Source organism: Neobacillus sp. BP17 (assembly GCF_059579525.1).
Window position 1 is genome coordinate 3,668,404 of sequence record NZ_CM184198.1, and the last position, 13,629, is coordinate 3,682,032.

The 13,629-nt window shown below is 37.4% G+C and carries 12 protein-coding genes; 1 reads left to right on the plus strand and 11 read right to left on the minus strand.

Features of this window, described 5'->3' with window-relative positions; genetic code table 11:
• Positions 1 to 56: 56 nt before the first annotated feature.
• From eutB to AC4QJR_RS17705, 5 genes are all read right to left on the minus strand, one after another.
• A complete protein-coding gene (eutB, locus tag AC4QJR_RS17685) occupies positions 57 to 1,061 on the minus strand; it encodes a hydroxyectoine utilization dehydratase EutB (RefSeq protein ID WP_496523720.1) in 1,005 nt (334 codons plus the stop codon).
• A gap of 294 nt (positions 1,062 to 1,355) precedes the next feature.
• Positions 1,356 to 2,339, minus strand: coding sequence for an electron transfer flavoprotein subunit alpha/FixB family protein (locus AC4QJR_RS17690; RefSeq protein WP_496523721.1), 984 nt, complete (start codon positions 2,337 to 2,339; stop codon positions 1,356 to 1,358).
• 10 nt (positions 2,340 to 2,349) lie between these two features.
• A complete protein-coding gene (locus AC4QJR_RS17695) occupies positions 2,350 to 3,120 on the minus strand; it encodes an electron transfer flavoprotein subunit beta/FixA family protein (RefSeq protein WP_496523722.1) in 771 nt (256 codons plus the stop codon).
• Positions 3,121 to 3,156: 36 nt separating this feature from the next.
• Positions 3,157 to 4,383 carry an NAD(P)/FAD-dependent oxidoreductase gene (locus AC4QJR_RS17700; RefSeq protein WP_496523723.1) on the minus strand — a complete coding sequence of 409 codons (1,227 nt, stop codon included), beginning with the start codon at positions 4,381 to 4,383 and terminating at the stop codon, positions 3,157 to 3,159.
• 208 nt (positions 4,384 to 4,591) lie between these two features.
• Positions 4,592 to 6,280, minus strand: coding sequence for a PucR family transcriptional regulator (locus tag AC4QJR_RS17705; protein ID WP_496523724.1), 1,689 nt, complete (start codon positions 6,278 to 6,280; stop codon positions 4,592 to 4,594).
• Positions 6,281 to 6,533: 253 nt separating this feature from the next.
• Between AC4QJR_RS17705 and ehuB the strand changes: the two genes are divergently transcribed.
• Positions 6,534 to 7,418, plus strand: coding sequence for an ectoine/hydroxyectoine ABC transporter substrate-binding protein EhuB (gene ehuB / locus AC4QJR_RS17710; protein ID WP_496523725.1), 885 nt, complete (start codon positions 6,534 to 6,536; stop codon positions 7,416 to 7,418).
• A gap of 73 nt (positions 7,419 to 7,491) precedes the next feature.
• Here the strand turns inward: ehuB and ehuA are convergent, their stop codons facing one another.
• The 6 genes from ehuA to AC4QJR_RS17740 all read right to left on the minus strand — a co-directional run bounded on the left by ehuA (position 7,492) and on the right by AC4QJR_RS17740 (position 13,516).
• Positions 7,492 to 8,307 carry an ectoine/hydroxyectoine ABC transporter ATP-binding protein EhuA gene (gene ehuA / locus AC4QJR_RS17715; RefSeq protein ID WP_098573048.1) on the minus strand — a complete coding sequence of 272 codons (816 nt, stop codon included), beginning with the start codon at positions 8,305 to 8,307 and terminating at the stop codon, positions 7,492 to 7,494.
• Positions 8,307 to 9,011: an ectoine/hydroxyectoine ABC transporter permease subunit EhuD gene (ehuD, locus tag AC4QJR_RS17720; RefSeq protein ID WP_496523726.1), complete on the minus strand. Its 705-nt coding sequence runs from the start codon at positions 9,009 to 9,011 to the stop codon at positions 8,307 to 8,309. Before ehuD ends, ehuA begins: the two co-directional genes overlap by 1 nt.
• A gap of 1 nt (position 9,012) precedes the next feature.
• Positions 9,013 to 9,672, minus strand: a complete 660-nt coding sequence (ehuC, locus tag AC4QJR_RS17725; protein WP_496523727.1) for an ectoine/hydroxyectoine ABC transporter permease subunit EhuC — start codon at positions 9,670 to 9,672, stop codon at positions 9,013 to 9,015.
• Between the two features lie 189 nt (positions 9,673 to 9,861).
• Positions 9,862 to 11,550: a PucR family transcriptional regulator gene (locus AC4QJR_RS17730; RefSeq protein ID WP_496523728.1), complete on the minus strand. Its 1,689-nt coding sequence runs from the start codon at positions 11,548 to 11,550 to the stop codon at positions 9,862 to 9,864.
• 268 nt (positions 11,551 to 11,818) lie between these two features.
• Positions 11,819 to 12,991 carry a DUF3800 domain-containing protein gene (locus AC4QJR_RS17735; RefSeq protein ID WP_496523729.1) on the minus strand — a complete coding sequence of 391 codons (1,173 nt, stop codon included), beginning with the start codon at positions 12,989 to 12,991 and terminating at the stop codon, positions 11,819 to 11,821.
• A 324-nt stretch (positions 12,992 to 13,315) separates the two neighbouring features.
• On the minus strand, positions 13,316 to 13,516 hold the full coding sequence (locus AC4QJR_RS17740) for a cold-shock protein (RefSeq protein WP_007083691.1): 201 nt from the start codon (positions 13,514 to 13,516) through the stop codon (positions 13,316 to 13,318).
• Between the last annotated feature and the right edge of the window lie 113 nt (positions 13,517 to 13,629).

Sequence of the window (13,629 nt, forward strand, 5' to 3'; positions counted from 1 at the left end):
CCCTAGTTATTAGGGACTTCTTAGGTAAGAAGTATCTGGTAATTTTATTAACCTTTTTATTCACTAATATATTTTTGAATTAATGTATGCAGGACGGATAAATCAACGTTATGACCACTTATAATAACTGCTAAGTCCCCTTCTTGGTGAGGGATTTTGTTCCCTAAAACTGCCGCAATTCCTGTCGCGGCTGCCCCTTCCATAATGATTCGGTGCTTATCCATCATAAAAGCCATACTATAGGCAATCTCCTTTTCAGGAATAAGTAAGACATCATCCATATATTGCTGGACCATTTGAAATGTGTATTGATTATCAAGTCCTATTCCACCTAGTAAACTATCTGCAAGTGTCTCGCTTTCCTCTAGAACGACTGGTTTGCCGACCTTTAAGCTTTCATACATTACCGCAGATTTTTCCATAGAAACACCTGTTACCCGAAGGTTCTTATCATTGGACTTTAAGGCCAAGCCAACTCCAGAGAGCAGCCCGCCACCTGAAAGCGGAACAATCACATCTGTTAAATGAGGAAGATCCTCCAATAATTCCAACCCGATCGTTCCTTGTCCAGCTATCACATGGGGATCATCAAAGGGCTCTATTACAGTTAATCCCTTTTCCTTCTCCAATTGATAGCACCGCACTCCTGCGTCGTCTTGGCTGTCACCAACAATTTCAATTTGAGCACCAAGCCTTTTTAGTGAGTCCACTTTTGCCTTGGGGACCCGATTGGAAATACAAACAACCGCATCAATTCCAAGCTTCTTGGCAATATACGCTACAGCCATCCCATGATTTCCTGTTGAAAACGTGGCAACCCCGCGTCTTTTTTCTTCTTCGCTTAAACTTAGAATTTTATTAGCAGCGCCCCTCACTTTAAAGGCTCCTACTTCATGAATATTTTCCAGCTTTAAATATACATTACGACCGATTTTTTCTGATAGAATCAAAGAATGAATAATCGGAGTTCTGTTAATAATCGGGCTTATTCGTTTTCTTGCTTCCCAAACATCGCGAATGTCGATATCTTTGGATGTTTTTATTAGTTTAGTAAAAGTCATACAATCCCCCTCCTAGAACCTAAAATTATGTATTTATATTAATGATACTAAATCCATCTATTTGGGATATCCATTGCCAAAACTGACTATAATCTAAAGTAACTTTTCATACAGTTTTAACGATAGAAAAACAATCTTTCATAATATATCCCAAATACTTCTTAGCCGACTGACAAAACCATTATGCTGCTTTAGGTAATTCATTTATCCGTATGGATTCACCCCATCTAATAAAAATGAGAGGGCTGACCAAAGGTAAAAATGTCAGCCCCAAATTTATTAATCTCTCAAATATTAATTTGTAATCGCTTGCTTTTCAGCAATAATCTTCTTAAATTCTTCTGTTAATAATGGCACAACATCAAACAAATCTCCGACAATCCCATAATCAGCTATCTGAAAAATATTCGCTTCTGGATCTTTGTTAATCGCAACAATGACCTGAGAGCTGGACATTCCTGCTAGATGCTGAATCGCACCTGATATACCGCAAGCAATATATAAATCGGGGGTAACCACTTTCCCTGTTTGGCCAATTTGCAAGGAATAATCACAATATTCTGCATCGCAAGCGGCACGAGATGCCCCAACTGCCCCACCGAGAACCCCCGCTAACTCTTGTAATGGTTTAAATCCTTCGGAACTTTTCAAGCCCCGTCCACCGGATACAATCACCTTAGCTTCTGAAAGATCGACTTTACCAGAAGCTTTCTTCACCACTTCTTTAACCACTGTCCGTAAATCTTTGATCTCTACTAGCAATTTGATTGATTCACTAATAGCTTGGTTTTCAATTGCTAGGATATTGTTTGGCCGAATCGTAGCCATAATGAGACCGTCAGTAACTACTTTCTTTTGAAACGCTTTTCCTGAATAAATCGGTCTAGTGAAAACAATTTCCTCGCCAGCTTCTACTTCGATACAGTCTGAAATAACTGCTGCATTTAATCGTGCTGCTGCGCGAGGAAAAATGTCTTTACCGATCGACGTATGTCCTGTTAAGACCACTTTCGGCTTTACTTCATCAATAACATTTAACAAAGCCTGTTTGTAACCATCAGGGGAATAATTGTTTAATTCTTCATGGTCAACAATGAACACTTTCTGTGCTCCATATTTTGCAAGTTCTTGACAATATCTTTCTGCATCGCTTCCAAATACACAAGCGGTAACTTCATCACCCTTCGCGATTCGAGCAGCCACAGTTAAAACTTCAAAAGAAACGTTTCTCATTTTTCCATTTTTAGCTTCTGCGAGTACAAGTACTTTCGTCATCATTTTTCCCCCTTTAAACAGCCTTAATATCACCATGTAGCAACAGAACTAACTCTTTTACTTGAGCTTGGATGTCACCTTTTAGAATTTGTCCCGCCTCTTTTTTCTTCGGTAAATAGTAGTCGATGATTCTCGATTTCGACTGAAGATCATCCTCACTAATATCTAAATCCTCAATGTCCAGTCTTTCCAACGGTTTCTTTTTCGCCTTCATAATTCCCGGCAATGATGGATAACGCGGTTCATTCAAGCCTTGCTGAGCCGTAACTAATATTGGCAAAGCGGATTCAATGATTTCCAAATCTCCTTCCACGTCCCTTTCAACCTTAACGAAGCTGTCTTTAATCTCCAATTTCGTAATCGTGGCTACATGGGCAATTCCCAGTTCCTCCGCTATTCGAGGTCCTACTTGGCTCGCACCATTGTCTACCGACATATTCCCGCCTAGAATAATATCAAAATCTCTTTCTTTGATGGCAGCCGCTAATATTTTTGCAATCCCCTGCTCGTCCAGTGACAAATCGTCCTCATTTTCTATCAGGACGGCATTGTCGGCGCCCATCGCAAGTGCTGTCCGTAAGGCACTTTCAGCCTCAGATCGTCCCAAAGTAATAACTGTTACCTCACCGCCATGCACCTCTTTTAACTTAACAGCCTCCTCCACCGCATATTCATCATATGGGTTAATAATTAACTGGGCATTGTCGTTAACCACTTCCCCATTTTCAATGATGATTTTTTCTTCTGTATCAAATGTTTGTTTCAAAATGACAACAATATTCATCCTCGTTTACCTCCTTTTTCCTAAGAAATTTACATTTTAGACGTGGCTATTAACTGTTGTGGTATATGGATGATCAGGTAAAAGTAAATCATTTTCTTCGAAACGGGTTAATCGGAACGGAGCAAGATCAATGCCTTCTTGCTTACTTTTCCCTACCAATACTAGGTCCGCCGTCAATTTCCCTACGCTTGGTGCTATTTTGAATCCATGACCGCTAAACCCTGTACAAAGGTAGGCACCAACAATCGGCGTTCGACTTATAAACGGAATTCCATCTGGTGTCACTTCATAGGCCGCAGAATAACTAGCTAACAACTTAGCTTGTTCGAGCGATGGAAAACAGCTTAGGAATTTCATTATTGCCTTCTCTATCGCCGCTTCAGTCGCATGCTTAGGGTACTGGTCCGCATCATAATCAGCCGGATCAATATATTGTGGATCAGCATGATCGGCATTCCCAAGAAGCAGGTGACCGCTGCTTACTTCAGGTTTAATATACTGGTCATGCTTAAAATCTCCAAAAGAAGGAACCTTGCCCAATGAAGCACCTGGAGAAATATAAATGAGTTGTGCCCGCTGCCCTTTAACTGGTACATTCACACCCACATTTTTCATTATGTGGTGGGCTCCTACTCCAGCCGCTACAATGACATATGGAGTAAAGATTACCTGACCATCAATGGTCTCTACCCCTACAACCTTGCTGCCATCATCACTTGTCAACACCCTCTTCACACCGCAATGCTGCTTAATTGTAACTCCCAATGCCCTCGCAGCATCCGCAAAGGCTTGGTTGGTTAGAACCGGATCACCATAACCACCTTCAGGTTCATAGGCAAATGCACCGAATTGCTCCGTATCCAATTCGGGCCATATTTCCTTTTTGACTGCTTCCTTTGATACGATACTTGTATTCACGCCATTTTTCTTTTGCATTTCTACATTCTTTTTCAATGTTTCAATATTTTCATGATCGACACCAAACATATACCCTACAGGCTTGTAGCCGACTTCATTTCCTAAAATCTCGTTTGCGTATTTAAAGGTTTCCAAACTTTGCACAGCCATTCGCGTTAATATGGGATAGCTGTAATGGCCGCGAAGCACACCGCTTGATTGGCCGGTGGCGCCTGATCCGATTGCATTTTTATCTAACACCACAATGTTTTTTACATTTCTCTTCGCAAGCTCATAGGCCGTGCTGCACCCCATTAACCCCGCGCCGATTATGACAACATCAGCTGTCTTTGGCAGATTGTTCATTCTGTATCCACACCTCTCAAACATATTGTTCAGATTTTTTAGGAATATCCTAAATCTTCTGAATTCATCTTAACTCTCCGTTCTTGGACACGTCATTAGACATTTTGTTGGAACTATTTTTATGAACTTACGACATTTTGAAGTTGGGTATATTTTTCCCACGCAAAAGGACAGGCAAAAATGCCTGTCCATGATAAGTCGTCCTATCCTATTCTGCAGAATCCTCGCCAAGCTTCCATAACTTTATACTCAATTCTAACAGAAATCTATCTTCAGGGTCGAATAACGAAAGATTTGTGAGCGATTCAATTTTTTTCAATCGATAGAGTAAAGTATGCCGGTGTAGATGTAAATCCCTTGCCGTCTGACTTGTTTTCCCTTGATTTGCATTATAAACCATTGCTGTTTCCATTAAGTTTGCGTTTTTTTGTTCGTCGTAGCTTATAAGGGATTGGATCGTATGATTGACAATTTCACTCATTTCTTTATCATTCGCAATTCTTAATAACGCGCGTTCCACTCTTGTATCCTCATAGTTGGTACAACAACCTGCTCCGTCTTTCTTTCTACCAATATGTAAAGCTTTTTGAGCATCCAAAAAGCTCTCTGAAAACCTTCTCTCGCCCTCATGACATCTGCCCATTCCCCAAGATAAAATGACCCCGGGTAATAATTTATTTAAGCGGCGATTTAATAAATCAAGAAAGTTATGTACTTTATCAGATTTACTTGTTAACGACGTCTCTACAAATAAGATAATGTCATTTCGATGATCTGTCGTCATTACTTTTTGCTTTACCATATTAGCTACTAGAAAAATTTCGTCCTGAATATAGTGAAGCATGCTTTCTTTCCATCGTTCGAAGGGTGAATCTGAATAATTTCGATAGTAAAGTTCCTGTAAGTTTTCAGGAGTCCCGATTAGACAAATATAGGGCAGTTCCAAAACATAACCAAGAGATTTGGCTTGTGAAATCTTTTGATCCCAGCTAGAAAAATCTCCCTTTGCTAGACTCCAGACAAAGTCCCCTCTTAGTTTCATTTTTGTTTCTTCAATTGCGTTTTCACGAAGAAACCACATCGCAAGGACTGTAGAGGCATGTTCTAGAACACTAACATTTTGAATGGAAAGAAAGGACTCTACTTTTGTTTCATCTTTAATTTCAATATTTAGATACCCTTGAAACCGATTCGTCGACTGGATCGGGATTTGTAAAATAACGCTATTCAGTAGGTTAATTCTTTCGATTCTAGTAAGCAGTGGATGTTGACTATTCTTTAATGATATTCGCGAGACAACTTCTTTGGTAGCCGTATGATGATTCCATTTTTCGATCAAATCATTAGCATTCATACTTTTCCCTTTGATGTCATTGGCTTTATCAACAACAATGATGGACTTACCTATTTTTTCTGCCACAAAATCGGCGATCTTTGATAGATTTTGATTATTCAGGATCATATTTAGAAGCGTTTGTTGGATGTTTTCAACCAGCTGCATCTCTTGGTTTTGCTCACTATTAATCTTATTCATAATGCAATGAGAAATTTCAGCAAAGCGAATTTCCCAAGGGATTTCAATAATAGGAAACTCCTTGTCTTCTGCAAACTTAATCACGCTTTTGGGGATATCCTTAATATACTTACCCTTGGCAATTGCAAGGGCCGAGGCACCTGATTCATACACACTTTCTACAAATTGATGAAAAACTTCCATGTTATTTCCTGATCCTGCACCTGTATTCAGGACAAACTCATTTTTACGAATATAATTTTCTACGGGAATATCCATAATCGAAACCCATTCGACTGGCTGTTTTGACAACTTGTTTTTTGCTGTTCTTACTTTGGCTCCACTTAATATATCTAGTTCTAGAACATCCTGTATTGTCAGCACTTGACTTAAAACCTCCAGAAAAATTATTTTTCAACATTAGTAAATGCAAATTATGAAGGTATCAAAAGTACATCGATATTTTAAAATTTTACATTATTAAGAATTTAACATCAATACAATTAATAGTTTACTCCTTCAAATTGTAGAAAAAACGTCTAACTATTTCGACATTTTGGTAATAGTCAATAGCTAGTGTAAAAGCTAAACTTAGATTAAGTTTCGGAAAAATCAGAAAAGTAGAAGGAGGAAAAAAATGAAAAAATTACTATCTATTCTAGGCCTGCTCATGTTGCTAGGTTTGACTGCATGTCAAGTAAGCGATTCAGTTTCAAAAGAAACAAATGGATCATCAGAGTCAACTTTAGAAAAGGTAAAAAGTAAAGGAGTTGTTACGATCGGATTTGCGAATGAGAAACCTTATGCTTATCAAGACAGCAATGGAAAAATAACTGGTGAGGCAGTTGAAGTGGCCCGTGCAGTGTTAAAAAATTTAGGAGTTAAAGAGGTTAATGGTGTCCTTACAGAATTTGGATCATTAATTCCTGGCCTCAAAGCCAAGCGATTTGATATGATTACAGCCGGAATGTTTATTAAACCCGATCGTTGTGAACAAGTGAGCTTCGCAGAGCCAGAATACACAATTGGGGCTGCCTTAGGAGTTAAAGCAAAAAATCCACTTGGGCTAACAAGCTACGAAGATATTAAAGCAAATCCTGATGCAAAAGTTGGAGTCATGGCTGGAGCGATTGAACATGATTATTTAAAGAGTTCAGGAATTCCAGACAAACAAATCACTATTATTCCAGATATTCCTTCAGCTGTACAAGCTCTTCTTGCGAAACGAGTAGATGCCATTACGATGACCGGTCCTTCATTGGAAGCAATGTTAGAAAGTGCTGGAAGTAATGAAATTGATAGAGTAAAAGATTTTAAACAACCAATTATTGATGGGAAACCAACTCAAGGTTTTGGAGCATCTGCTTTCCGTTTAGATGATACTGAATTCCGAGATGCCTTTAATGCTGAGTTGCAAAAGTTAAAGGATTCTGGCGAATTACTAAAAATTATTAGTCCGTTTGGATTCTCTGAAAATGAACTACCTGGTGATATGAAAACAGAGCAAATTTGTAAATCATAATAATAGAAATAGCCAAATAAAAAGATCCCCTTAGGCCGATGAATGATCGGAACTAAGGGGATCTTTTTGACTGCTATCTCATTCTTTTCAAGAAGGCCTGAAGACGCTCACTTTTCGGATTCTCAAATACCTCTTTTGGCGGCCCTTGTTCGACGATTTTCCCTCCATCTGTAAAGACGATTCGATCAGCGACATCTTTTGCAAAATCCATTTCATGGGTTACTAATATCATCGCCATTTCACCCTCAGCAGCAATTTCTCGAATAACATCAAGTACCTCACCTACTAGTTCTGGGTCAAGAGCTGACGTTGGTTCATCAAACAGCATGACCTTTGGACGCATCACGAGTGCACGCGCAATGGCCACACGCTGCTGTTGTCCACCCGATAATTGTGCAGGATAGCTATCTAATTTGTTCCCTAACCCTACCTTTTCTAACATGGCCTTAGCACGTTCCTCAGCGTCTTTACGGCTCATTCCGAGCACTTTTACCGGTGCCTCAATACAGTTTCGCAAAACTGTCATATGTGGAAAAAGATTAAATTGCTGAAAGACCATTCCAATTTGTCCCCGCATTTTATGTAAATGCTTCTCATCTGCTTTTACGAGCTTCCCCTTTGCCTCTTTATGCCAGAGAGGCTCACCGTTAATTTCAATAACTCCTGAGGTTGGTTCCTCTAAAGTCATTAATAGCCTGATTAAGGTTGTTTTGCCTGATCCACTTGGCCCAATAATCGCCACTTTTTCACCTGGAGATACTTCAAAATCTAACTCCCGAATTACTTTAATATCACCAAATGATTTACTTACCTGCTTATATGAAACTAGTGGAACTCCTGTGTTAATTGCTAATTCCTCTACAAATTCTAGTTTTTTAGCTGCCAGCATTATGCCGCCACTCCCTTATGTTTAGAATTTTTTTCTTTTTTCACTACCATTCTTCGATTCAATTTCACTTCTAATCTATTAATGAGTAATGCAGATGGATAGCTTAGTAGTAAGAACAGTAAACCTACAATCGTGAATGGTTCCAAATAACGAAATGACCCAGAACCTGCAATTTTTGCCGTTTGCAGCATTTCAACCACTGTGATTGCTGATAATATTGGAGTATCTTTAAACATAGATATTAGATAATTACCTAACATTGGTATGATCGGTGGAATGGCTTGTGGAAGGATAACCCTCGTCCATTTCTGGCTGCTAGTGAAATTAAGGGCCGTTGCTGCCTCCCATTGTCCACGCGGAACAGAATTAATTCCAGAACGATAAATCTCCGCACAATACGTGCTGTAATGAACACCTAAGGCAAGTGTTCCAGCAACAAAAGGGGATAAAGATATGCCGAAAAATGGTAACACATAGAATACAAATAATAATTGTACTAGTGGCGGGGTTGCCCGAATAAATTCACTTACCCCAATCACTAGCCATGTGAGCGGTTTAAATGACGAACGGCGGAGGACAGCTAATCCTAATCCAAGGATCATAGCCAATCCAAACGCAACAATAGTGGCTGACAATGTTGTCCACATGGCTTTAAATATAACTGGAAATACCTCCATTGCATAATTCCAATCCCAAATATTCATTTTAAACACCTCCTACAGAAGTTCTATGTTCTAACCAACGGGCTATTATAATAAGAGGCAGGGCAATGACAAAGTAAATAACGAGTAACGATGTGAAGATTTCTGTTGTTTGTCCAATATTAGTATTCCTTATTGTTAAGGCTTGATAGGTTAGATCACCGAGAGTTATTAATGAGACAAGTGAAGTTCCCTTCACTAATTCAATCGAGATATTCCCAAAACCAGGAAGCATGATTTTTAAACTTTGAGGAAGTATAATATTCCTCATTCTTTGAAAAGGTGTCATATTCAAAGCGATCGCAGCTTCCGTCTGACCTTTTGGAATAGAAAGAATGGCCCCGCGAACAATCTCTGATGCATACGCCCCGTAGCATAATGACATAGCAATCACACCTGCCGCTAGTGCGGATAATTCTATTCCGAAGAAAGGGAGCACAAAGTATATCCAGAACAATTGGACAAGCAGTGATGTTCCCCGGAATATTTCAATGTAAAACGTACTAATTCCTCTTATCATTTTAAATTTAGATAACTTTCCAAGTCCCGCAAGAAATGCAATTAAGTAAGTAAAAATCATAGACAATAGAAGGACTTGCACGGTAACCTTTGCTCCATTTAATAAAGATGGTAATAGTTCAACATACGTATTAATAGCGGTCACTTCCTTTCAATATTACTAAATTATTTGAATTTTTAAAACATTAGAGTGTTAGTTATATTTTAGATAAACACTATCTATTGAACAATGACAATTTTGTATGAATTTATTTAATAAATTTATCCAGTTTAAACAATAACGAATCTATGGACATCAAAAAAGCCAACTATGATAGTTGGCTTTTTTGATGTATTAACATCCCATTTTCCATGTTTTTATGCTTAAATCTAATAAAAACAAATCATCAGGATCGACAAGTGAAAGACCCGTTAATTCTTCAATCTTCCGTAAACGGTAGAGTAAAGATTGTCTATGTAAAAATAGTGCTCTAGCGGTTTGACTTACATTCCCTTGATATTGGTTATATGTACTTATCGTTTCTATTAAATCAAGATTCCGCTGTGTATTATATTCTACTAGAGGCTCGATGGTCGACATAATGATTTCTTTCATATCAGGATTTTGAAATAGATTTAACAGTAGACGGTCGATACGAGTATTTTCATACATAACCCGATGACCAATCCCTTTTTTATTCCTGCCGATATTTAAGGCAATTTTCGCATTTTGATAACTTTCTTTAAAACCAGAAATTTCCTCATTATAATTACCAATCCCCCAAGAAATAATGACGTTGGGCAGCAAATTCTTCATTCGGCGATCCACAAGATCTAAAAAGTTCGTAATACTTTCATTCTTATTATCTAGTGAAATTTCAAGAAAAACCAACAGTTTCTCTTCATAATAGGTAATCATTACTTCTTTATTTAATGCTTGTGCCGCATAGAATATTTCTTCTTTTATATAATGGATCATGCTATCAGCCCATTGTTGATAAGCCGCTTGGGTTAACTTCCTTTTTTTAAAAAGTTCTTTTAAATTTTCTGGAGCTCCAATTATGCAAAGATATGGGAGTTTCAAATTATAGCCAATAAGTTCAGCCCTTGAATTTGCTTGCTCCCAGGAATTAAATTCTCCATTAATTAGCTCGTTAATAAAAGAAGCATGGAGTTTTATTTTTGTTTCTTCTACTGCATTTTTCCTTGAGAACCACAGTGCTATTGTTGTCGCAGCATGCTCGAGAACATTGACTGTATTTTGTGATAAAAAACAATCCAAATTTATATCAGATGACAGTATGACAAACAGATAATTATGTGTATTTTCAGAGACCTGAATAACCGGAAGTTGTACAATGCAATGCTCTTCTATATTAATCAATTGAATTTTCTGAATCATAGGGTCATGTGAAGATAAGGATACCGTCTTAAGAGCAGGGATGATTCCTTTAACAACATACCTCTTCCAGTTTTCCAATAAATTCGGTATCTCTTTACTTTGGGCATGAATGGTACCAGTTTGATCAGTGATAATGACAGGGAATCCTAGGTGCTCATGTAAATAGGTTGATATACATGCAAGGTCTGCCTCTTTTAAAATTAAATTTAAAAGATCCTGCTGAACTTTTTCTGATTTCCGATTTTCTTCGTTTGAGACATGATTTAACCTCAACATGACCGCTTCTATTAGACTCGAAAAACGGACTTCCCATGGTATTTCAATAATTATAAAATTATTCTTTTCGGCCATTTCAATGACTTCTTTCGGGATTTCATAAATATGCCGTCCTAACGCTACAGCTAGTGCGGATGCTTCGGAATCCATGATATCTTTAACAAATTTTTCAAATTCCTCAAGATTATGGCCACAACCTATGGCTGTTGTTAAAACAAATTCATTCTTTCGAACAAAGTTCTCGACCGGCATTTCGATAGCAGATACCCATTTAACATCAGTTTTGTTAATAAGTTTTGCCCCAGATAACACTTTAGCGTCTTTCATAATTTCTAATTGTAAAATATCGAATATTTGTAAACTCACCGAATCCCTCCTGGATGATTTTCTCAATCTCTAGTAACTACTCCTCATTACATCGTTGGATTTATCTGAGGGACAATGGATTGTTTATCGAAAAAACTATTTCAAAATAATCTTACATATATATTATGAATAGTTTTATACTTTAGTAATATTTTAACAAATCCGCACTATTCAGTAAATTAGGTAAATAGATGTATTTTACAATTCTCTTATAAAAAAGTAAAAAAAGGGCAGTTCCCTACTAACGATTGCTAGCAGGGACTGACCTTTATTCCGTAACCAAAAATTTTTCCATCTCTATCATTTTTTTTAGATATTCATATTCATTATTTTCGAGAATATCGATCTCATTGTTTGTGGCCAATAGAATTTGATTGCGGCACTTGGATATTCTTTGAATCATCGGGTGAATCGTTAGGCTGGATAAATTAACAAAATCGTATACGTCTGTTAAACAAACCGGCAATTTATAGCCCTTATTGCTGCTGGCAATTAACAGACCGCTATCCCGGAGCTTGGAGACGATGTTAGACCTGAAGTAATGGTGATTGATTTTGTTCACCCGAATAGCATTAAGATTATCGAGAATTTCTTGCGTGTAGACATATTCATTTGGGTTTTCTCGCAGATTAAATAGCAAAAACTTGAGAAAATCAATTCTAATTTTTTCATCTAAGTCTTCATTGTTTTTATTTTTCTCTAGGTAATGAATGGTTAAATTCACCGATTGTTGAAAAATAACCTCATCAAACTGAGTGTCCTGATTCCTTGATATGTAATCATGCAAATAATTTTTATAGTTCTGCGGCCATAAATTCATTGCAATGATTTTCTTTTTAATGATTTTATGAAAATGTGGATAATGCTCCGAGTACTGAGGTTGATCATACCCTTTTGCAATCGTCCCAGCGATTATATTAGCCAATTGAAGGAGAATCTCTGATGAATTGTTGTTAAATCCAAAGGTGGAGTAATTAAATAGATCGGGAATACTTTTTTCGGTGATATAGGTTTTAAATTCATTCATGAATTCTTTCGATCCCTGTTCAACCAAAACAAGATCAAGCTGATCAAAGGTTCTTTGTAAGTCATCATATATCAACCGATTCATGTATTTAATAAACGTCTTTTCAAACATGATGCCGCTCTCTTCTCTAATTTTCCTTTTGTCGACGATGTAGGCATAGATATTAAACGGCAGATCCTTCAGTTCATTTAATAGTTGAATTCTTACATGGGGGCTGTCGATTTTGTCTGATTGCATAACTTCGGTTGAAAAATATTTTTGTCGAACTTGCTCAACTTCCTGTTCTAACCATTCTTTACTAGATTCTTTTGCTAGAATAGTTACGATAATAAAGTGGGTTGAGACTTCATTATTTTCAAAATCAAAACTATAATCACCTGATTCGTCGATAAAAGCTAATTGGATATCGTTCATTCTCCCCACCTCACTCCAAAATCCTTACCTTTTTAATTCAACAAAATAGGCTCGAAAACCTTTAAATAGTTAATTTTTCCTTTAAAAATTGAAAAATAATATGGTTAAAAGTGATCTTGGGATTAGTATGTGGGGGAATGGGAAAATATAACTTTGTAAAAAAGATTAGGGATTACTATGATTGTGTGCTATACTCTGTATACCATTTGCTTTACGTTATTCTAATACCCGCCCTACTCGACTGCCGAGTAGGGTTTTTTTATGTTTTATTGGACACAAAAAAAAAGACTCTACAAAAGAGTCTTTTATATCTATTGATTCTTATTATGCTTTGCGGACGTTAGTAGCTTGGGGTCCACGTTGACCTTGTTCTACTTCAAATGTTACAGCTTGACCTTCGTCTAAAGATTTGAAACCTTCGCTTTGGATAGCTGAGAAGTGTACGAATACGTCGTCTCCTGCTTCACGTTCGATGAATCCGAATCCTTTTTCTGCATTAAACCATTTCACTTTACCTTGTTCCATTTGTTGTTTCCTCCTCGTGTGCTTTGCACACATTGTGTTACTATCCTTGCTCAGATCTTCAAGACAGAAAGTTTAGCACTTATTATCCTACCGACAAACAAAAATAATTCTTC

Bases quoted from the DNA above. Each gene is read 5' to 3' on its own strand.
- eutB (WP_496523720.1), bottom strand. From the start codon at position 1,061: ATGACTTTTACTAAACTAATAAAAACATCCAAAGATATCGACATTCGC.
- AC4QJR_RS17690 (WP_496523721.1), bottom strand. From the start codon at position 2,339: ATGATGACGAAAGTACTTGTACTCGCAGAAGCTAAAAATGGAAAAATG.
- AC4QJR_RS17695 (WP_496523722.1), bottom strand. From the start codon at position 3,120: ATGAATATTGTTGTCATTTTGAAACAAACATTTGATACAGAAGAAAAA.
- AC4QJR_RS17700 (WP_496523723.1), bottom strand. From the start codon at position 4,383: ATGAACAATCTGCCAAAGACAGCTGATGTTGTCATAATCGGCGCGGGG.
- ehuB (WP_496523725.1), top strand. From the start codon at position 6,534: ATGAAAAAATTACTATCTATTCTAGGCCTGCTCATGTTGCTAGGTTTG.
- ehuA (WP_098573048.1), bottom strand. From the start codon at position 8,307: ATGCTGGCAGCTAAAAAACTAGAATTTGTAGAGGAATTAGCAATTAAC.
- ehuD (WP_496523726.1), bottom strand. From the start codon at position 9,011: ATGAATATTTGGGATTGGAATTATGCAATGGAGGTATTTCCAGTTATA.
- AC4QJR_RS17735 (WP_496523729.1), bottom strand. From the start codon at position 12,991: ATGAACGATATCCAATTAGCTTTTATCGACGAATCAGGTGATTATAGT.
- AC4QJR_RS17740 (WP_007083691.1), bottom strand. From the start codon at position 13,516: ATGGAACAAGGTAAAGTGAAATGGTTTAATGCAGAAAAAGGATTCGGA.